Origin of the sequence: Faecalicatena orotica (assembly GCF_003149245.1) — a bacterium.
GTDB classification, from domain to species: domain Bacteria; phylum Bacillota; class Clostridia; order Lachnospirales; family Lachnospiraceae; genus Faecalicatena_A; species Faecalicatena_A orotica.
This window is the reverse complement of the sequence record NZ_QGDL01000017.1, coordinates 1-19,934: the sequence shown is the minus strand read 5'-3', so window position 1 is coordinate 19,934 and position 19,934 is coordinate 1. Positions and strand designations below refer to the sequence as shown.

Sequence of the window (19,934 nt, the reverse complement as noted above, 5' to 3'; positions counted from 1 at the left end):
AAGGATGATGAAAATGAGAATTGCCTTATTCAGCGAAACGTACCTCCCCCAGATCAACGGTGTGGCGACCCACGTAAAAACCTTAAAGGAGGGAATGGAGGCTCTGGGCCACCAGGTTTTGGTGGTCACGGCGGACCCAAAGGCGGAAGTATGCCATATGAAGGAAGGAGTACTGCGCTGCCCCGCCGCGGAGTTGAAAGATTTGTACGGATATGGCATGGCCCCTTCCTACAATCTGGAGAGAATGCGGCTGATTCAGGCATTCTCTCCAGACATTGCCCATACACATACAGAATTTGGCATCGGTTCTACCGGTCTGGAGACTGCCCGGAAATTAAAAATTCCGTTTATTTACACCCTGCATACCATGTGGGATGATTACCTCCACTATGTTGCCTCTCCCACTCTCCAGCCAGTTGTCCGTAAGATGATTCACCGGTATTTGCGTTATTTTGCCAGCCAGGCCGATGCCATCATCGGTCCCTCTGTAAAGTCCCGGGATTTTCTGCACCACTGCGGCGTGAAACGCGAGATTGAGGTCATCCCCAACGCAGTGGAACTGGAGCAGTTCTCACGGGACAGGACAGATCCCGTCACTGTGAAGATGCTTCGTCAATTTTACAATATTCAAAACGATGATACCGTAATCTGCTTCTGCGGACGGCTTGGTCAGGAGAAGAGTGTGGATGTGCTAATCCGCTTTTTCGCACAATGCCGCCAAAAAGAGGCGCATTTAAAACTTCTCCTTATCGGGGACGGACCCGCCCTGTCTGAACTGAAGGAGCTGACACGGCGTCTGAATGCAGGCAGCGCTGTCATCTTTACCGGTGCTGTGCCCCATGAGTCTGTTCGGGAAGTGTATGCCTGCAGTGACTTATATGCCACTGCTTCCCGCTCCGAAGTCAACTCTATCTCCATGCTGGAAGCCATGTCTATGGGGCTGCCGGTTTTACAGAGGCTGGATGAAGCGAATCCCGGACAGGTGACAGTGGGGGTAAATGGTTATGTTTTCCGCACCGCAGAAGAATTTTCAGCTATCCTTCTGCGTTTCCGGAACAGCAGTCATGTAGGTCAGGCCCGTATGCAGGCCTCAACTGCCAATTCCGTCAAAGGGCTGCATCCCACCGGACTGGCAAGACAAATGGAAGCAATTTACCTGCGCCTTGCTACGTGCAGGCCGGCTAGTCTAAATGCGTGGAAAGAGGAAGTGAAATAGATGAAAGTGCTAGATATTTTGCTGCTGTTTGCTGTAGGCAGTATTCTCGGTGTAGTCATTGAGACCATTTACTGTTATCTGACAACGGGAAAACTCATGCGCCGCCAAAGCGTGGTATATGGACCTTTCAATCAGATATATGGTATAGGCGCTGTTCTGATGACCACGTTGTTGTCACGCCTGCCGGATGCATGGGGGCTGTTCCTAAGCTCCGCCATCTTAGGCGGATTGTTTGAGGCAGTCTGCAGCTATGTACAGGAAACCATGTACGGTACAGTCTCCTGGGAATACAGCGGACAGCGGTTTTCCCTGCTGGGAGGACGTACCAGTCTTCGGTTTATGATTTTCTGGGGATTTTTGGGTATCGCCTATATAAGGGGCATACAGCCCTTTCTGTTCAGGCTGTTTGCCCAGATTCCATTCCCAGTCAAAGCCCCGGCAGTCATTGCCTTAAACGTTTTTCTCGCCTATGACTTATGGCTTTCAGCGCTGGCCGTGGGACGTTGGCGAAAACGTCTGACCGGGCACAAACCAGACGGACAGATGGATATCTGGCTGGATCAAAGATTTCCTAATGAACGGATGCAGAAACTTTATCCCAGCATGAGGCATTCCCCCTACAAAATGGCAGAACAAAAGAAGGATTACAAGTGAATCAAGAAATCAAGAGAACTATTCTTACAGTACATTTGTGACTGCAAGAAAAAGCCCGGCTAAAAAGGTTTCAGGCGACATAGTCAAACTGCCAGACGGACGTATTGTCGCTTCTGTTCGCAGCATCTCTCTAATCATAACTGCCGCCTGTTTTGTACGCGACTGTTTACTGACCATCGTTTGTGCACTTTCAATTACAGCATCCAATAGATTTGGTTCTGCCATATTGGGCACATTGGGCAGTGGTACTTGGGCAACACACTGGCGCAGCCGTTTCTGCCATACCTCATATGTGTAAATAACCGTACAATTCATCCCAAATATCTCACCTGCCAGTTCGGCACTGACAAGTGCTGCTTCATAATCATGGTTTTTCTGCTCCCCTCGTTCCTCCATTATTTTATGCAGACTATTTAGAAACAATTGGTCAAACATACCGCCACCGCTTTTATACAGAAAATCTTCCAAAGGCAGACAGCCTGTAAATTGCGGCATGATTTTTTTGCAAAAACCAGGGAGAAATGTGTACGCATATCCCTCATATGCACCGTAAGCTTTCAGGGTGTCCAGATAGCCAAGCCGGATATTCCGTTGAATAGTGTTGTGATCAAACACCAGCGTTGGACCAAGGTTCCAATAACTCTTAATATAAAGAGAGCGTTTCGCAAGTTTAAGCGTCTCTTTATTTACCACACCAAATGCATCCAGATCCACCGCTATAACATTTACTGCACCTTTATCAAGTGCCATTTTAACAGGCAGATTGTCGTGATATGCGCCATCCACATAACGCACATCATTAATTGAATGGGGCTTAAATGCCGGATAAATAGAAGCACTTGCCAGAATATAGTCAATCATTTTACCCTGTGGGATATCGGCAATAAACAACTCATGGGGTATTTTAGAATCCATTTCAATCGTAACCAATCCATAGGTCACAGAAGAAGCTCTTACCTTCTGTTCGTCTAGAAAAAGCGCAAGTGTTTCCTTCAAGGAGTCCACTCCGGTTCCGCCGTTTTTTAAAAAATTGACCAAAAAATTTTGGTAGGTTTCCCTTACCTTCCGTTCCAGAGGAGCATCCTCATTGATGGGGACATCGATCACTTTGCTGGTTTCAATGCTGTTCCACAGCCGCACTGCCATATCATAGTCACCTTGTGCAATCGCGGCATCATTGATTGCCCCGATAGATGTTCCTGTCACTATATGAATATCAACATCCATCTCCCGTAGTGCCTGCCAGACACCCATTTCATAAGAACCGCGGGAACCTCCTCCTCCCAAAACTAAAGCTGTCTTACAATCATCCAGAACATAACGCTTCATTAAGATACCTGTCTCCTTTCGTCTTGAATCACAGTATAAATGGTTCGTTCCTCTTCCTATTCTGACGAAAGACGCTCTAACCCCTGGCCAATCGACCGCACCCGGCATAATAACGCCTCCCACTCCTCATCTGTGTCATCCGCCTCACATGTCACAAGTCCGTACAGAACTATATCCAGAACAAACTTCATTCCTTTTTTAAGTTTTTCCTGTTCTAATGCACCGTACCTCGCAGGATCAAGCATTCCGTGACATGTTTCTATAAACTTTGTAATTTTTCCTGTCTCATAGTATCGCTCAGCTGCATAAGCAGCAAGCCTTTGATAGTAGGTTTCATAAACAAATCTCTCACATATGGAAGCGTACAGCTCCCATTTTCCCGTTTTCTTCATTTCACGGATATTTCTGATACATGCCTCCTGAAAATTTCCACCTTCCGCCTGAAGAGAAAGCAAAAAATCGTCCAGAACACGATCAAACAAATAATATAACAGGCAGCATAAAAGGTCACGCATATCATAAAAGTACGAATCAAAGTCTGATTCGGAAATTTGCATTCTGGCAGCAAGCTTGCTGCCAGAATGCAAATAACATGAACTATCTGCAATCGCCATACATGCCCCTTTCAGGATTGCGTTCCTCTTATGAAGCTCCAAGTGAATAAATTTTTCTGTAGGCAAATGTATCCCTCCTTAAAATGACTATGTTTATAAAAAAACGAAACCTACGATTTTCATGTGTATCATCTCCGCGTCTTTGTGTCTGGCTCTTGGATATTTTTATTTTCGATAAATGCTTCATCCACTTTTCTGCGAAAGGATACTACATATTTTGAAAAAATAGAAAAAAATTGTTTTTGTTCCTCTATACTAAGCATCAGAAAGGCCTTTTCTTCAGCCATAACCATAGGGGCGATTTTCTCCCTTAGAAAATGTGTTCCACGTTCTGTCAGATAAATATGTTTGTCACGTCCCTTTCCTTGTTTCAAAAAAAGATATCCATCCGCTTTCAGTCTCTGTATGGTTGAATTAATCGTTTGCTTATTTGTATAAGACTGCTTACATATATCCCGCTGCAAGCAGCCATCCCCTATTTTAAATATTGCATAGAAAATAATAAATGCACTATCTGGTATCCCTATATTCAATGCAATGTCGTGATACAGATCATTCAGTTCCCTGTATACAGAATTAAATTCCAATACCAAATCTTTCTCTTCCATCCCACTTTACCTCCCGCTCTCATATTTCTTAGTATAAGTCCGATTTCGTACTATGTCAATAGAAAACTAGGTTATGTTGGTTTCGTATATTAGCTATAACCATTCATCCTGTCTCAGTTTTCTTCATCTAAAAAACTCCACTCACAAAACCTCTTTTCCATCGTATGATCGGGATACGATTCATCAATGAATGTTTCCATATAGTTTCTCGGGGAAGCTCCCTCATGGCGGTTCTTCCAACGAACAAGGCATATGGCAGTCAGGGTTATGTTGATGCTCATAAACACGGTCATACAGACTGTAGCCGTTTTCCACAGCCGTCCTTGCATCAACTCAAATAGTTTTTGAAGCTGCGGGACAAGAAAGTACGAAAACAAAACGCCCAGCGCCCCCCATATGAGAGCCATCTGCAGGCTGACCCGTCCTGCGATGTTTCCAAAATGCCTGCTGTAATCCCACGCCCGCATGTGTAGTCCGTATTCCAGAAGCATACTGCTGACGTACTCCACAACAGTACCAATTGCTGCAAAGACTGCAAACTGAGTCAGTATTTTTTTATCAGATAACAGGGCTGATGCAAGGTAACCGCCCACGGCACCTACCCCATAAATCAGACAAAACGGCCCCCATATGGTAACAACATGGGTTTCCCAACGGCCGTTCCGGACGAAGCACCAAATCCCCTCTAAAATAACACCAAGGATATTTCCGATCATGAACAACCAAAACATATTGGAATAGTTTGTATGGGCATCTATCAGTTTTTGTTTCATATCGGCCTCCTTGAACTTGGAATTATAACCTTGTAATATTTTTGCAACAATGCTACTCTAAACCTTATAATCGTTCTAATGTCAATGACCGATTTATAAATAACCTATAAAATTTTTCCCAAAAGGAAGAGGTGAAGAAATGCAAGATTCCTTTATGTCCATCAAAGAATTTTCCAGGCTGACAGGCATCAGCAAAGAGCTGCTGCGCTTTTATGACAAGATCAGACTTCTCTCCCCAGAGTACCGGGGTAAGAACAGCTATCGCTATTACGGATTCCGCCAAATTGAACTGGCCAACCTCATCAGCGGCCTGCGAAGTATCGACGTGGGACTGGAAGATATCAGAAACTACCTTGGCGAGCGGTCACCCGAGCGGATGATTAAATTTTTTCAGGAGAAGGATGCCAATATTGATCAAGAAATAAAACGACTGCAGTCCATTCAGGCGCTTATGCGTCTGCGCCGTTCCATGACCGAGGAAGCGCTGTCCTGTGAGGAGGATCGTGTCATGTTAGTGGAACGAGAACGGGAGCCAATTTTCCTCTGCCCCATTCTCACGGACGGAACCATATATACGGAAGGTATTTATGGGGATAATATGATCTCGGCCTTTACCTATGCTAAGAATCACGGCATAAACATCAACTTTCCCGTGGGCACAGTGGTACCCCGGCGGTGTTTGGCGTCAAGCCCCTGGCCAAACCCGTCCCGATGCTACTTCAAGGTCAGTGAAAATAACAATGCATGGAAAAGTGTGGGAACCTACGCAGTGCTTTACCGCCGGTACCCTGAAGCTATGAGCGAAACCTTTTACCGCCCGCTGCTTGCGTTTCTTGAGGAGCAGGGACTCCAGATGGACGGAGATGCTTACGAGGAATATCCGCTGGATGAGCTGACCACTGGCAGCCGGGAGCAATGCCTGATCAAAATTGAAGTGAAAATAAACAGCTGAGTAACAGGAAATCCATCCTATTTTTATCAACTTTCTTGACATGAGTCCTATTTCGGACTATACTACAAGTATCCGAACTAGGACTCTAAAAAAATGAGGAAAGAAAGAGGAATCATACACATGATGCATCAAACAAAAAAAACTCTATGCTTTATCGCTTTTGGTGTGCTTTTATATGCCGCAGCCATGAATCTGCAGGCAGTTGGGTCTTTTTTATTAAAAATCGTCAGTCTTGTTTTTCCAATCCTGTTGGGAATGGTACTTGCCTTTGTGCTAAATGTTCCTATGAAAGGATTTGAAAATCTTTTTATCCGGGTATTTTCAAAAGCAAAGAAAAAGCCAAACGGCAATCTCCTGAGTGTATTCAGCCTGATTTTGACGTTAGTTTGTATCATATTGGTCATTTCTCTTGCGGCAACGATGGTGATTCCCGAACTGGTGAAGTCTGTGCAAAGCATTTGGCCTCTGATTCAGGAAAGGCTGCCGGAATGGATATCCTACTTTAAAGAGCATTCCGTAGATCTTACCGAACTTTCGGAATGGATTGCAGGCTTTGATTGGGACCAACTCTCGAACAGTGCCGGTGCACTGTTTGGTTCAGCGGTAAATCTTGTATCCGCTACTGCTTCCGGGATAGCCAATACCGTATTTGCCATAATCATTTCTGTGTATATCCTGCTGAGTAAACAGGTTTTGGCAAGGCAGACAAAAAGGCTGATGACGGCCAATCTGCCAAATCAGATTGCAGATAAATTTTTTCACATTGCGGCTCTGGTTCAAAACACTTTCACAAAATTTTTATCCGGGCAATGTGTGGAGGCAATCCTTCTGGGCTGCCTGATTCTTATGGCTTATAGTGTGCTCCGTCTGCCCTATGCCGGCCTGATTGCCTTTTTAACTGGTCTATCCGCTTTTGTCCCTATCGTGGGGGCCTTTTCCGCTGGCTTTATCGGTGCATTTTTAACACTGCTGGTAGCGCCAAACAAGGTATTGCTCGGCATTCTTACGCATTTTGTTGTACAATTTATAGAAAACCAGTTTATCTATCCTCATGTAGTGGGTACCTCCGTAGGACTTTCCCCTCTTTGGACGCTGATCGGAGCCCTTATTGGGGGAAAACTGTTCGGCCTGCCGGGCATTATATTTTTTATCCCACTGGTAGCAGTGCTCTGTCAATTAATTCGTGATAATACCAACAAGAAGTTGATGAACAGGGCGCCTCTCCAAAAAGAGATGTAGAGCATTCATATATACAATCAACTTTACCGTGCCAATACAGGTCTTCATCAAACCGTCCGTTTACCAGTGCATTCTTAATTAAAAGTGGGAGGTACATCTCCAAATTTGGGGGTTATCAAGTGCAAAATTTGTGAAGGTGATGAGCCCACTGTTCCTCGACAAAATATAATCTATCTCGACAAAGAGAAAGACCTAACTACTCTTTTTGGTTAAAAACACACAGTATATTTAAGAATATATCAAAGAGTCTGCAAATGCAATTCTTGCAAACTATCAGTCTTAAAAACAGGAGGGATGTTTGGAAAAAATGGAGGGATGCTTGATATTAAAGAAAAATATCGAATAGAAAATTAAAAAGGCCAAACCCTTATGGTTAAAGCCTTTTACATCTGCCGCAGACCGAATTCGAACCGTTTTAACAAATCTCAATTACTGATAGAAAGGGGCTTTGAGGACTTCATCACGGTCTAGGTGTTCAAAAAGTGTTCAAAGAATTCTCATCTATAACCCTAAATTTATTGGTATAAAAATATATTATTGTTTCCGTGGCAAACAGAGTTTAAATAGATATTTTAATCTCTACTATGGAGTACTCCAAAATGGATAGATGACATTAATGCATCTTGTTTAAAAGTTCCCTTAAAAAATCGCTATATCCGTTTAATGCCACTATTACAGATGGTAGTGATTCTATTTTACCCGTTTGGGAGTTAAACGATGCCATCGTTTGACCGTCAAAATCTAATGCACCTATATTTAACAAATGTGTTATCCCAGCATAATCATACTTTGTTCCATCGTTTTTGAAACGCTCATCGGATTCATCGATTTCTAATAGTATTTTTAAAAATGGATAAAACGATTTTGAAATTATATTAACAGTATAAAAAAACACATTCTTGCTTATTTCTCCATTTACTAAATAATTAAATGCTATTCCAATTAGTCTCAGCTTATTATCATCATCACATGAGTCAACTATATACAGGAGTTGTTTTGATATCTTATTACACTCTTCCTCATCACTAAATTTTTCTTTCCATTTCTGATTTTTGTCTATGTTCTCAATAAAACTCTTAATTTTTTCCACAAAAATTCTATCATGAATATCTTTACCTATTTTTACCAATTCAAAAACAGGACCGATAATAGGTAAATCTTTTATAATCCCATCTGGCATAAAAGAGTCTAAAGTAAACTCACCAACATCTGTAAACAAGTATATCACTTCATCTTTCATAATTGCCCCCTAATACCACTTCTAATTTTTTAAACTTTCATTGCTCACAGTATAATTCTATTTTATAAAATGTACATCCAAAAAGTTATAAGAGACTTTCACATTTCCGCATACCCTTCTATCTATTTCATCTCAACAACAACCGCTTGCTATTCTTTTAGATAGCAAATCAATTCGCCAACTTCACACTCAAAATAATCACATAACTTACAAATTAAATTCGCGTCCAAGCTTTGAAATTCATTTCTGCAATATCTGTTAAAATTTGACCTTGGAATATCCAACTCGAAGAACGTGTATGGCAGGACGATTTGACATTGAGTCAGCCATGCAGGGTATTGAAAGATCCTAAAGGCAATCCAGACTACAGTGTACGAACAGAATTTATTTCTGATGAGGGTTTAAACATTCTTCGTAAAATAAAAACTTTAAATCCCACTGGTAAACTTATCTACATGCACTACGGTAGACCACTGACTACAGACACGTTCAACAGAAGACTTAAAAAATATTGCAATAAGGTTGGTATTCCTTATCTGTCAAGCCACAAAATCAGGTTTACTGGTGCGTCCATGTTATATGATGCAAGAGTCAAAGCCATTGACATACAGCCATTGCTTGGACATTCAACCTTAACCATGACAGAACATTATATCGGTCAGCGTGTACAAGATAACGATATTCAGCAGATGTCAAAAATTCTTGCGTAAACTTGTAATTTGTCCACTGTACAAAAATGTACAACTTTTTTAAAAAATAAAAAACTTCAAATGCCTTATTTATAAGCACTTGAAGCTATTCCATGAATGCCGCAGACCGGAATCGAACAATCCGGCTAACAAAAAAACGCTGATAAAAAGGAGGGTTCAGAGCTTCTTCTAAAAAGTGTAATCAAATATGTAATCAAAAAGCAACCTCTTCTAAAAGGTTGCTCTATTTTTCTACTTCTATAAACTTTACAACATCGTTTGGCGTACACTCTAAAATACGGCAGATCTTTTCTAAAGTTAAAAGAGTTATATTATTATTTTTCTTTAAATAATCTAAAGTTTTATTATCAATTCCACTTTTTAGCAACTTATACTGAGAACAATTTTTCTTTTTCATCGTATCCCATAACGGACTATAATCTATAATTGCTCTCACCACCCTTCGCTCTATTCCTATATTATATGGATAAAATAAGCATACGGATATTGTGAACGTGATCACAAGGATGTATACTAGAAATATACATACAATAGAAAGGGATGAGCATTTAAATGACAGTTGAAGAATATGAAGAAGCAACATCACAACTAGCTATAGAAGATCTGGCTGCTTTTATTAACGCCAATCCAGAAGTCGCAGAGGAATGGACACAACTTGAAATAAAGAAAGTAGAAGATATTCAGCTAAATTTGACAGAAGAAGATTATGAACGAATGAGGCGTAAACTTTTTGAAAGAATACGGATATACGAATTTCTTACGTCAATCTTTGAAGGGGTATAAAATTCTTAAAAGCAGAATTGCATACACAATTCTGCTTTTATTTGCTTAAAATTTATTTTTTCTTCAAGAACATATGTTTTGTGCAAAGGATAAAATTCAAGTGAAGCCAATACCCATATCTTTTTAATATCTTTTAACTACTTTAAAAAACTCCCCTTATTCCAAGGGTAACAAATACCCATGTCTTTCCTTATACTCCTGGTTCTTTTTAATAAAATTCGAACAATTCATCCCCTATTTTCCTCATTCATTTTGTCAATAGATTTTATTCGAAAAAGTGCTAAATTATACTTATCAGCTGAAATAAACAAGTCGACTTTCACCGCGGGAAGGTCGCAAAGGAGGCCATATGGCTTTGAAAAATATGTATTCAATAATACTTCAGGTTATCGCAAATGCGCTTACCGAAATCGAGCACGATCTAATCGGAATCGAACACCGATCCAAAGACAAGAAAGACAGTGATGGTAACATTTTGCCTGAAAAAGAGGAAAGCAATCGTTTTGAGGTAGAAATTCCAAAGGGAAACAGCGAATTATCAAAAGTCCGCTTTTCCGTAAAGGTTTTGGAGGAAAAGCTTCCAATTAAAGCCGAAATTCTGGACGATGATGATTATCAAATCACCTTCCAAAATCTGAAGATCAGCTACATCGACGCGCGTCGTAACGTATACTTCCAAGCTGAAGGTTACACCATTGTAAACCGATCTACAGGAGAGGTGGTGGCACGCTTATGATGAAAAAATTTCTGGCTTATTTGACCAACATCCAAATAATATATCACTTTAAATGGATGGATCCGTTTTATTTTTGTATTTTTTTAACAATTCTATGGTTAGTGGTTCTAGGGTGGCAGCTATCTTTAGTTTACAAAAATGAAAACCCAAGCAAAGAAGCGTCGGACTGGTTTTACACTCCATATGGGAAATGTTTTTTGAAGGTAATTTTTATACCGTTACTTCCTTTTCTCGCCGTCATTTTTATAATCGGTATTCCGTTGAGCATGTCTTACCTTTTAGTTTTGAAACTCGTTAACAAAGCACATTTTCGCTTTCGGGATTGATTAATTTAAATCTGAACTGGCTGAAGCGTCAAGGGCGGAACGGCGAAGCGAACCCTTGACACTTCAGAAAGTTCGGATATAATCAGACGATTCTGAAAGCAGATACAGGAGGATAACATGATAATTATTGTAATATTATTAATTATATTAGTTGGTGGATTTATATTTCAAAAAATCCAAAATAAAAAATCAATAAAGGACGGTATTAAGGACTTTCTGACATTGTTTGCCTATGTATTGGGATGGCGCCCCACTGTGAATCATAATCTGATACTCACATTTGAAGAAGCAGAATTATGGCTTGAAACATTAGGAAGCTTAGTTCACGAACCTGATCTGTTAGGTTGCCTTGTAGATGAATTAAATGGTGTACTAGTCATCAATATTGATTTCCTGTCATTCACGTCTATTGTGGCAGAAAAATCAAAACTAAACAAACAGAGAGCAATCGCACGTTCCTTATCTACCTTCTACCGAATCCAACGCCGTGTGAGAATAGATTGGAAAAAAGTCTATTTTCAAGCTTTAACAAATGATTTTTTTGAAGTTTGGATTCCACTAAATCAGAAGGGATGTTCTCTGATTCAAGAACTAAAAGCAAAAAAAATTAAGCGGTAATATAGCGTTGAGCCGGTGGAGTTGCCGACACTTGTGTCGGCAGCGAAGCTGGCTCAACAAATTTACTTGATATATACGCTTATTATACGAGATTTTAAATTTGGAGATACATATGGAGTATAACAAAAAAATTACTGAATGGAAACACAAGAAAGAGATACAGTTATACGAAAATCCTATAGAGTATGGAATCCCCCCATATTCTAAAACTTCCTCCAGTAAAAAAATAAATGTTAGAACAACTTATGATAAAATGGATTTGCGCGACAAAATCTCTAGTGATAAACGGAGAAAAAATTACTATACCCGTAAAATATACTATTTAGCTGATTTAGCAATTCATAATGATCTAAATACATTTATAACATTAACGTTTTCTGATCCTGTAACAGACTATTCTGCAGCGCAACACGAATGGGATCTCTTTTTGAAACGGGTAAAATATAAAGTTGGAAAAAATTTTAAATACATTGCTGTACACGAATTACAAAAAAAACGTGGTAACGTATATCACTTTCATTTTCTTTGTAATTTAGGCTATTTTCCAGTAAAGGAATTAGAAAGGCTTTGGGGAAAAGGATTTGTTTATATCGAACATATCAAGCAAAAAGAAAAGTTAAAACAGATCATGTATAGTTTCAAATACATAACCAAAGATATACTAAATGAGCATGAAAATGGTAAACGGAACACAGCTCGTAAAATATATTGTTCTCGAAATCTGGATAAACCTACTATAAAGAAAAGATTTACTACTGAAACACCTGAGGACATTATATTTGAAAATATGGAACAAATAATAGATACTGGATTTTATGACATGAAAAGCTATCAAGGAATGAAAATAAACAGTGTCGATTTCATAAAAATAAGAAAGGAATAACCGATAGTGTCACTGAAACTCAGAATACTTAGAAACTCAGAATACTTAGAAACTTAGAATACTTAGAAACTTAGAATACTCAAAACCTAGATACTTGACGTAATATTAATTATGTCAGATACAGAAAAGTTATTATTGCAATACTTTGAAAAAAAATATAATATATCGGTAGAAGATGCTCTGAACGACATTGAAACGATGAAAAATAATGAAATTATTGAACAACATCCATATCGCATATTCCAAGGCTCAAATGGAAGATGGTATACTTACTTGCCAGATGAAACAAAAAATAATGGTAGACGGCAGATTGCAAAATCTACTGAATCTAAAATACATGAAACCATTATTAAAGATTATAAGCAGAGAGCAAAGGCAAACGATGTGCAAAATCTGAACCTTGAAAATTTATTTTCACTTTGGATGAAGTGGAGACGAGATACTGGTACTGATCCCAAAACAATAAAGGAAAATTTTAATGAATGGAAACGTTTTCTATCTTCAAACATATTAATTAAGAAAAAAATCACTGAAATCGACTTTACTGATATTGAAGATTTTTTCCTTGAAATTACAAAGGATCATGCAATTACTTATAAACGCCTAACGAACGTCAAAAGTGTCCTTAATGGCGTATTTAAACACGCTATACGCCTTAAAATCATCAAACATAGTCCCATGCCAGATGTTGATTATACGCAATTTCATACTCGATGTAAGCCGTCTAATTCTCGTAAGGAAAATTATACGGATGGCGAACGAAAAAAAATATTGAAATTTTTATCATGTGTTGATGATCCTTATTCTTACTGCATACAGTTAGCACTTTTTTTGTGTTTAAGAATTGGTGAATTGATTGCTGTAGAAAAAAGCGATATACAAAACAATATCCTATACATCAATCGTTCTGTAAGGAAAAATCAAATTATGAATGATGATTTAACTTTCGGATCAGTTTACTATACAGTTGAAGAACGAATAAAAGGAAATCAAGATGATGGTTTTCGGGAAATTCCCTTAACCCCCAAAGCATTAGACATTGTGAATAAAGCAATATCTAATGACCCTCACGGAAAGTATCTTTTTATGAAAAATGGAAAACCACTTTATGCAGATTCATTTAACCGCTATTTAAAGGAAAAAGTTTGTATACCATTGAACATTCCATACCGTCCTAGTCATCAAATTAGGTTTACAACAGCAACAAAGCTGTATGAAAGCGGAATGCCTGTAAACCAGCTTTCTAATTTATTGAGTCATAGTGATACCCGTACTACCTTTCACTATATCCGCCAGAAAAAAGCTGATTCAAAAGCTGCTAGTATAATGGTTGACGCATTGGATGTGTAATCAAGTGTAATCAAACTTTATAAAACAAAAAAATAGAGGAAACGCTGTAAAATCAACGTTTCCTCTACTTTCACTTAATGCCGCAGACCGGAATCGAACCGTTTTAACCAATCTCAAATACTGATAGAAAGGGGCTTTGAGGACTTCATCACGGTCTAGGTGTTCAAAAAGTGTTCAAACACTTCTATTCAACAAATGAAAATTTGTAAATCAAACAATATTCTCACCCAAGATTATTTTGGGCATTGTGGTTAAACACCTATTCCAACGTTTATAGAATTTTTCTATACCAAGTTTTCCAACTCTTGCATGAGCTTCTTCATTTTCCAGCACCCAATACAAGACATATGTTACCTTACCTACATTTCTTGTAAGACGAACAGGTAATTCTCCCTCTTTAACTGCATTGAAATCTTTTTGTCGGTGAGTACGTTTTATATAGTGTACATCAATAACACCATCTTGCTCCAAGTAAAATTCTGCTACTTCCCTCATCAGTTCTTCGACTTCATCTAACTTGGTCAGTTTTGCCTCATATATGCATATTTCATTAAACATAAAATACCTCCACAAATTCCAATTTGTCTAAACCTCACTACACACAGTATAATTCAATTTTATAAAAGAATCAATCAAAGTAAAGGTATCTGTGACTTTTAAAGTCCACTAGATACCCAACTATTTACCTGTTCCATGCAAGTACAACGGCATAACCCTATTCTTTTACATAAATAATCAACTCACCGACTTCACAATCAAAATAGTCACACAACTTACAAATTAAATTAGCGTCCAGTCTTTGAAATTCATTTCTGCAATATCTGTTAAAATTTGACCTCGGAATATCCAACTCTTTGCAAACAGTATTCTTACTGATTCCCCGTTCTTTCAACAGTTCTTCTATCCTTAATTCTAAATGTCCATAATCCATATGCATCACCCCTACACAAAGTATATTTAATAAATCTTTATGTAGTAATTCACTATATAGTGAGGTACTATATAGTTATCCCTTTGTGGAATTAAAAAAAAGAGAGGTATATACACATGAAAAGAAAAGTTATAATCGTACTATTATTGCTCTGTCTCTTTGTTGGAATCTGCTATTATATCAGTCTGCCCGATTATTATGTCCATAACAGTATGTCATTTAGCAATTATGGTACACGAGATACAGAACTAGCCGTTATTGTTTACAAGTATTGGGGGATTGATAATACTATCCGTAAAATTGAAACAGAACATAACAAAATCAACGGAACACCTACCACACTTGAAATCAATCTCTATTATTCCGCACGGCTTATCCGTTACGGAGAACAGCCTTTTAAGACAGTTATCATTGAATATGACAAGGCAGAAAAATAACAGACAACACTTCCTCAATCGTGCTGTCTGCTACTCCCTACATATCTTCCAGGTATGCTTATTCCTTGTTCGTGTTCTTTCAAAAATCAACGTTCCGAAGGATGCCCAGAGCGACGGTTCCTAACAGGGCGGCGGGTCGGCTGGGCAAGTGGACGGTTTAGAATACTTCCGTTATTTCGCCACATATTCGATTGGACTATTCTCGATCCCCTCATACTTCTTTGTTGTCAGAAGATTGTTTATGAAGTCCAACACTTTGTCTGTATCTTCATCATCCAGTAAATCCAACTTTGTCAATATGTCAATATCTGTCTGATTTTCCACTTGTATTGATATGGGTTCGGACATATCCACAACCGCTTTGAATTTTTTCTTTCTGTGAACCACGTCAATATCTGTAGTCAATCCCATAACATGGCTTTTACTTACTCCAAATATCTGTGACAGCTTTTCCCATATGGAATCATCCCTTGGAGTTCCATTGCCGTTTTCATAGTTTGTCAGCATACTTTGTGAAATCCCTAATTGTTTTGCCAGTTCTGCAACGGTGATATTATCTTCTTTTCTCAACTCTTTTATTTTATTCATTCCCAAACCTCCATTTCTAAGCACATTATATTTCAATATGTTTTCCCTGTCAATCTTTTTATCGGATATTTAGATATTTTTCTTGACACTGCTTTTACTATGCTGTATTATAATAAATATCTGAATATCAGATAATCAAATATTTTGAGGAGGTCAAATTTATTGATTAGAGGAACTGATTTTATTTTAAACCCGGACAAGCTGGAAGAGCAATTTCAATTAGTCGAAGTATCGGAATGGATTGACTACACTTCAAAAGAGAAAGTAGGCTATTATTATACGGTTCTCTTTCCAAAACTGAAATTTGAGAAAATCAAAGTCGGCGTGAGAAATGCCACTCAGCTTGTTTTCAATGAGGAATTAGAGCAAAAAGGACAGGTGCCGGTTTCATTTGACGGACTACATACATGGGCAAGTTTATATAATGGCCGTCTATCTGTAAAAGCGGAAGCTGCTAATATCAAGAAAGCAGGAATGAAATAGTCCCATAGGTGAGGGCAGATAGTCAGTGCCGGGCAACGCCATAAGGTGCTGACTATCTGCCGCCACATTAGGGAAAGAGTTCGTTCTATCTATACTTGATATATAAAACAACATCTTCCGAAAAATTGTAACAGAAATCTAGTACATAACCAAATAGGATAAGAGGTGAATTTCGTGGACAAAACAAACCACTGTTTTGTATATAATACGAAAATCATTGAAACTCCTACAACGAAAGAAGTATATTTTTACGAGAATCCAATCTATAGTCATACACCTACAGAAACAGATTTATCTGGATCAAGCAAACGCAAAACATTTGATGAAATGTCGGCTCACAAACAGTATGACAGCCTAAAGCGGAAACAGAAGCACTACGAGCAGACCCGTTGGGAAATCGCCCGTATTGTTGACTGCAATTTTGATGACAAGACCAAATTTTTAACGCTGACATTTAAAGAGAACATTCAAGATATTACAATTACCAACAAAGAATTTAAGTATTTTATACAACGATTAAATTACTACTTATATCAAACCAAAGTTCAAATATTGAAATATATTGCAACGTGGGAGAAACAGAAGCGTGGAGCAATCCACTACCATGTTATTTTCTTTGATTTTCCATATCTACCAAAGGAAAAGCTACAAGATTTATGGACACATGGGTTTATCAAAATAAACCGCATTGATGTCGACAGTAAAGAAAACAGAGGTCGTTATCTTAGTAAATATTTTGGGAAAGACCTTGAATTAAAAGAGCACAAGAAAAAAGCATTTTTCAAGTCGCAGAATCTAAAATTGCCAACAGAGCAAAAGCTAATGCTTACCGGGGATATCCTCAAAGAATTATCACAGGAAAATATTGTATTCCAAAAAGAATACACCCGGCAGATATACGATATGAAATCTTTGGTTTCAACTGGTTCATATCTAAAGGACAGCAGTGTCATATACGTCAAAATAAAAAAGAATAGTGATAGGCTCGGAAGGAGGACTTCCGATGGATAAGCCTGTTACTTTTTCCGATATTACGTCATTGCATACACTCGTCACTTGTGCTAATATGTCAGCAGATGAAGTCTTCAAAGATTTTAAAATTATGGCAAACAAAAAAATCTTGGAGAAACATATATATGAAATTTATTACTCCGAATCTGAAAAAAGTTGGCGTACATATTTACCCGATGACACAAAACCTAATAATCGCCGACCAATTAAGAGAAAGAGTAAAGAGAACCTTGAAAAAGAAATCATAGGATTTTATATTGAAAAGCAGGAAATCGAAAATCGTACAAATATTACACTGGAAGATTTGTATGTGGAATGGCTCTTATACAAGCGTGATTACACATCGGTTAAAGCAAAGACAATTCAAGAATACGTTGCAGAATGGAATAAATTTTTTAAAGATACAACTCTTTCTAAAATGAAACTAGGAGATATAAAACCAATCACTCTCATTCGCTTTTTTAGAGAAGTCACAAGAAAACGTGAACACACACATAAGCGTATAAGTAATGCACGTTCTGTATTGAATGGTATTATGTGTTATGCTATTGAAGAAGAAATTATATCACATAATCCCGTGTCAGATGTGAATTTTAAACAATTCACGTATAAACCAGTTGAAATACAAAGTGATAATGTATTTTCTCGTGATGATACATTCAAATTACTGAATTACTTGAATTGTATTATTGAACCGTATTCACTTGCCATACAATTATCTTTTTACTTATTCATCCGTATAGGTGAGACAAAAGCAATACGTTGGGAAGATATTGATTACGAGAAAAGAGTTGTTTATTTGCATAGACAGGCAACTTGTGAACGTGTACTGAACGATGATTTATCCTTTTCTAAACGAGAGATAAAAGTAGTGAATCAAATGAAAGGAAATACCTCTCATGGATTCCGCAAACAATTTCTGACAGATGAAGCGATAAAAATTCTTCATAAAGCAAAGGAGTTAAATCCCAACGGAACATATGTCTTTGAACCCGATGGTACAATTATGACTACTGACAGTTTTAATCGCCGTTTAAAGAAATATTGTAAAGAAGCAGGAGTTCCATATCATTCCAGTCATAAAATTCGATTCTATAATGCTTCAACTGCTTTTGACGGAAACAATCTCACTACCCTTAGTTATTTAATGGGGCATAGTGAGACAGCCACAACACTCCATTACCTACGAAACGTCAATAAAGGAAAGAATGATATGCTTGCTTTTCAGAAACTTGGTATTTCATCATAAAGTGTTCAAAGGTGTTCAAACATTTTTGATAAAAAAATAAAGGAAACGCTGTAAATTCAACGTTTCCCTTACTTTAAATTAATGCCGCAGACCGGAATCGAACCGGTACGGGTATCACTACCCACGGGATTTTAAGTCCCGGGCGTCTGCCAGTTCCGCCACTGCGGCATTTCTTTGCAGTATATTACATACTGCAAAATGGGACCTATAGGGCTCGAACCTATGACCCTCTGCTTGTAAGGCAGATGCTCTCCCAGCTGAGCTAAGATCCCATGCTATTTAATTATCCATCGGTAAAGATTATACATCTTTTTTACTCCGATGTCAACGACCCAGAAGAGACTCGAACTCTCGACCTCCGCCGTGACAGGGCGGCGCTCTAACCAACTGAGCCACTGGGCCTTATTTAAAAAAGTGGACCTTCGGGGACTCGAACCCAGGACCGATCGGTTATGAGCCGATTGCTCTAACCAACTGAGCTAAAGGTCCACGTGTATTATGTCCCATAAAGGAACAAAGCCGATGATCGGACTCGAACCGATAACCTGCTGATTACAAATCAGCTGCTCTGCCAATTGAGCCACATCGGCGTATGAAACTAAATCACCAAATATCCAAAACTAAATGACTCCGACGGGAATCGAACCCGTGTTACCGCCGTGAAAGGGCGATGTCTTAACCGCTTGACCACGGAGCCTTAATTAATTATTCATAACAATTTTATAGACCGTAAGTAGTGCTCACGGTCTACAAGCTCCCCGAGTTGGGTTCGAACCAACGACCCTTCGGTTAACAGCCGAATGCTCTACCACTGAGCTATCGAGGAATATTAACTATAGCTGTGTACCTTCAAAACTGCATACAAAGAATCTTTTCCATCCATTTCCTATCACCCTGTTTGGTTATGCCCTCGACCTATTAGTAACAGTCAGCTCCATGCGTTGCCGCACTTCCACCTCTGCCCTATCTACCTCGTCGTCTTCAAGGGGTCTTACTAACTTGACGTTATGGGATATCTCATCTTGAGGGGGGCTTCACGCTTAGATGCCTTCAGCGTTTATCCCTTCCCGGCTTGGCTACTCTGCTATGCTCTTGGCGGGACAACAGATACACCAGCGGCCAGTCCAACCCGGTCCTCTCGTACTAAGGTCAGCTCCTCTCAAATATCCTACGCCCACGCCGGATAGGGACCGAACTGTCTCAC

The 19,934-nt window shown here is 38.8% G+C and carries 24 protein-coding genes, 7 tRNA genes and 1 rRNA gene; 14 read left to right on the top strand and 18 right to left on the bottom strand.

Annotated elements, in window-relative coordinates:
* The first annotated feature begins 13 nt into the window (after nucleotides 1-13).
* Nucleotides 14-1,216 carry a glycosyltransferase gene (locus A8806_RS22305; protein WP_181368829.1) on the top strand — a complete coding sequence of 401 codons (1,203 nt, stop codon included), beginning with the start codon at nucleotides 14-16 and terminating at the stop codon, nucleotides 1,214-1,216.
* Nucleotides 1,217-1,870 carry a putative ABC transporter permease gene (locus tag A8806_RS22300; RefSeq protein WP_109733381.1) on the top strand — a complete coding sequence of 218 codons (654 nt, stop codon included), beginning with the start codon at nucleotides 1,217-1,219 and terminating at the stop codon, nucleotides 1,868-1,870.
* A 24-nt stretch (nucleotides 1,871-1,894) separates the two neighbouring features.
* Here A8806_RS22300 and A8806_RS22295 read toward each other — a convergent pair whose 3' ends face one another.
* From A8806_RS22295 to A8806_RS22280, 4 genes are all read right to left on the bottom strand, one after another.
* A complete protein-coding gene (locus A8806_RS22295) occupies nucleotides 1,895-3,199 on the bottom strand; it encodes a patatin-like phospholipase family protein (RefSeq protein ID WP_242996231.1) in 1,305 nt (434 codons plus the stop codon).
* A 56-nt stretch (nucleotides 3,200-3,255) separates the two neighbouring features.
* Nucleotides 3,256-3,879, bottom strand: a complete 624-nt coding sequence (locus A8806_RS22290; protein ID WP_109733380.1) for a hypothetical protein — start codon at nucleotides 3,877-3,879, stop codon at nucleotides 3,256-3,258.
* Nucleotides 3,880-3,941: 62 nt separating this feature from the next.
* Entirely contained in the window at nucleotides 3,942-4,421 is a 480-nt protein-coding gene (locus A8806_RS22285; protein ID WP_109733379.1) for a MarR family winged helix-turn-helix transcriptional regulator, read from the bottom strand.
* A gap of 113 nt (nucleotides 4,422-4,534) precedes the next feature.
* Nucleotides 4,535-5,194, bottom strand: a complete 660-nt coding sequence (locus tag A8806_RS22280; protein WP_109733378.1) for a putative ABC transporter permease — start codon at nucleotides 5,192-5,194, stop codon at nucleotides 4,535-4,537.
* A 139-nt stretch (nucleotides 5,195-5,333) separates the two neighbouring features.
* Between A8806_RS22280 and A8806_RS22275 the strand changes: the two genes are divergently transcribed.
* Together A8806_RS22275 and A8806_RS22270 are read left to right on the top strand one after the other, a co-directional pair.
* The gene (locus A8806_RS22275) at nucleotides 5,334-6,146 is read left to right on the top strand and encodes a MerR family transcriptional regulator (RefSeq protein ID WP_109733377.1); all 813 of its coding nucleotides are present in this window, start codon (nucleotides 5,334-5,336) and stop codon (nucleotides 6,144-6,146) included.
* A 120-nt stretch (nucleotides 6,147-6,266) separates the two neighbouring features.
* Nucleotides 6,267-7,385, top strand: coding sequence for an AI-2E family transporter (locus A8806_RS22270; RefSeq protein ID WP_242996230.1), 1,119 nt, complete (start codon nucleotides 6,267-6,269; stop codon nucleotides 7,383-7,385).
* Between the two features lie 613 nt (nucleotides 7,386-7,998).
* Here the strand turns inward: A8806_RS22270 and A8806_RS22260 are convergent.
* Entirely contained in the window at nucleotides 7,999-8,625 is a 627-nt protein-coding gene (locus A8806_RS22260) for a hypothetical protein (RefSeq protein WP_109733375.1), read from the bottom strand.
* 149 nt (nucleotides 8,626-8,774) lie between these two features.
* Nucleotides 8,775-8,909 (bottom strand): helix-turn-helix domain-containing protein, encoded by a 135-nt coding sequence (locus A8806_RS22255; protein WP_330405440.1) that lies wholly within the window; start codon nucleotides 8,907-8,909, stop codon nucleotides 8,775-8,777.
* Between the two features lie 33 nt (nucleotides 8,910-8,942).
* On the opposite strand from A8806_RS22255, the gene A8806_RS22250 reads away from it, so the two are divergent.
* Entirely contained in the window at nucleotides 8,943-9,335 is a 393-nt protein-coding gene (locus A8806_RS22250) for a tyrosine-type recombinase/integrase (protein ID WP_109733373.1), read from the top strand.
* 223 nt (nucleotides 9,336-9,558) lie between these two features.
* Here the strand turns inward: A8806_RS22250 and A8806_RS22245 are convergent, their stop codons facing one another.
* A complete protein-coding gene (locus A8806_RS22245; protein ID WP_181368828.1) occupies nucleotides 9,559-9,732 on the bottom strand; it encodes a helix-turn-helix domain-containing protein in 174 nt (57 codons plus the stop codon).
* A 155-nt stretch (nucleotides 9,733-9,887) separates the two neighbouring features.
* Between A8806_RS22245 and A8806_RS22240 the strand changes: the two genes are divergently transcribed.
* The 5 genes from A8806_RS22240 to A8806_RS22215 all read left to right on the top strand — a co-directional run bounded on the left by A8806_RS22240 (nucleotide 9,888) and on the right by A8806_RS22215 (nucleotide 14,031).
* Entirely contained in the window at nucleotides 9,888-10,118 is a 231-nt protein-coding gene (locus A8806_RS22240; RefSeq protein WP_109733372.1) for a hypothetical protein, read from the top strand.
* Between the two features lie 349 nt (nucleotides 10,119-10,467).
* Nucleotides 10,468-10,854: a hypothetical protein gene (locus tag A8806_RS22235; protein WP_109733371.1), complete on the top strand. Its 387-nt coding sequence runs from the start codon at nucleotides 10,468-10,470 to the stop codon at nucleotides 10,852-10,854.
* Between the two features lie 443 nt (nucleotides 10,855-11,297).
* Entirely contained in the window at nucleotides 11,298-11,798 is a 501-nt protein-coding gene (locus tag A8806_RS22225; protein ID WP_109733369.1) for a hypothetical protein, read from the top strand.
* Nucleotides 11,799-11,910: 112 nt separating this feature from the next.
* Nucleotides 11,911-12,681, top strand: coding sequence for a rolling circle replication-associated protein (locus A8806_RS22220; protein WP_109733368.1), 771 nt, complete (start codon nucleotides 11,911-11,913; stop codon nucleotides 12,679-12,681).
* 111 nt (nucleotides 12,682-12,792) lie between these two features.
* On the top strand, nucleotides 12,793-14,031 hold the full coding sequence (locus A8806_RS22215; RefSeq protein WP_109733367.1) for a tyrosine-type recombinase/integrase: 1,239 nt from the start codon (nucleotides 12,793-12,795) through the stop codon (nucleotides 14,029-14,031).
* A 210-nt stretch (nucleotides 14,032-14,241) separates the two neighbouring features.
* Here the strand turns inward: A8806_RS22215 and A8806_RS22210 are convergent, their stop codons facing one another.
* Nucleotides 14,242-14,589: a hypothetical protein gene (locus A8806_RS22210; protein WP_109733366.1), complete on the bottom strand. Its 348-nt coding sequence runs from the start codon at nucleotides 14,587-14,589 to the stop codon at nucleotides 14,242-14,244.
* A gap of 157 nt (nucleotides 14,590-14,746) precedes the next feature.
* Complete coding sequence (locus A8806_RS22205; protein ID WP_109733365.1) at nucleotides 14,747-14,962, bottom strand: helix-turn-helix domain-containing protein; 216 nt, start codon at nucleotides 14,960-14,962, stop codon at nucleotides 14,747-14,749.
* A gap of 116 nt (nucleotides 14,963-15,078) precedes the next feature.
* Here A8806_RS22205 and A8806_RS22200 point away from each other — a divergent pair, with 116 nt between their 5' ends.
* A complete protein-coding gene (locus A8806_RS22200; RefSeq protein ID WP_181368827.1) occupies nucleotides 15,079-15,399 on the top strand; it encodes a hypothetical protein in 321 nt (106 codons plus the stop codon).
* 171 nt (nucleotides 15,400-15,570) lie between these two features.
* Here A8806_RS22200 and A8806_RS22195 read toward each other — a convergent pair whose 3' ends face one another.
* A complete protein-coding gene (locus tag A8806_RS22195; RefSeq protein ID WP_109733364.1) occupies nucleotides 15,571-15,987 on the bottom strand; it encodes a helix-turn-helix domain-containing protein in 417 nt (138 codons plus the stop codon).
* Nucleotides 15,988-16,149: 162 nt separating this feature from the next.
* On the opposite strand from A8806_RS22195, the gene A8806_RS22190 reads away from it, so the two are divergent.
* From A8806_RS22190 to A8806_RS22180, 3 genes are all read left to right on the top strand, one after another.
* Nucleotides 16,150-16,470: a hypothetical protein gene (locus tag A8806_RS22190; protein WP_109733363.1), complete on the top strand. Its 321-nt coding sequence runs from the start codon at nucleotides 16,150-16,152 to the stop codon at nucleotides 16,468-16,470.
* 174 nt (nucleotides 16,471-16,644) lie between these two features.
* On the top strand, nucleotides 16,645-17,481 hold the full coding sequence (locus A8806_RS22185; protein ID WP_278321137.1) for a rolling circle replication-associated protein: 837 nt from the start codon (nucleotides 16,645-16,647) through the stop codon (nucleotides 17,479-17,481).
* The gene (locus tag A8806_RS22180; RefSeq protein ID WP_109733362.1) at nucleotides 17,474-18,730 is read left to right on the top strand and encodes a tyrosine-type recombinase/integrase; all 1,257 of its coding nucleotides are present in this window, start codon (nucleotides 17,474-17,476) and stop codon (nucleotides 18,728-18,730) included. The genes A8806_RS22185 and A8806_RS22180 overlap by 8 nt, the downstream gene beginning before the upstream one ends.
* Nucleotides 18,731-18,812: 82 nt before the next feature.
* Here A8806_RS22180 and A8806_RS22175 read toward each other — a convergent pair.
* The 8 genes from A8806_RS22175 to A8806_RS22140 form a co-directional block, all read right to left on the bottom strand.
* A tRNA-Leu gene (locus A8806_RS22175) sits at nucleotides 18,813-18,898 on the bottom strand.
* A gap of 31 nt (nucleotides 18,899-18,929) precedes the next feature.
* Nucleotides 18,930-19,002, bottom strand: a tRNA-Val gene (locus A8806_RS22170).
* A gap of 56 nt (nucleotides 19,003-19,058) precedes the next feature.
* Nucleotides 19,059-19,132: transfer RNA gene (locus A8806_RS22165), tRNA-Asp, on the bottom strand.
* Nucleotides 19,133-19,145: 13 nt separating this feature from the next.
* A tRNA-Ile gene (locus A8806_RS22160) sits at nucleotides 19,146-19,219 on the bottom strand.
* A gap of 28 nt (nucleotides 19,220-19,247) precedes the next feature.
* Nucleotides 19,248-19,320 (bottom strand) — tRNA-Thr (locus tag A8806_RS22155).
* Nucleotides 19,321-19,355: 35 nt separating this feature from the next.
* Nucleotides 19,356-19,427: transfer RNA gene (locus A8806_RS22150), tRNA-Glu, on the bottom strand.
* A gap of 57 nt (nucleotides 19,428-19,484) precedes the next feature.
* Nucleotides 19,485-19,556 (bottom strand) — tRNA-Asn (locus A8806_RS22145).
* Between the two features lie 72 nt (nucleotides 19,557-19,628).
* A 23S ribosomal RNA gene (locus A8806_RS22140) occupies nucleotides 19,629-19,934 on the bottom strand; the annotation flags it as partial.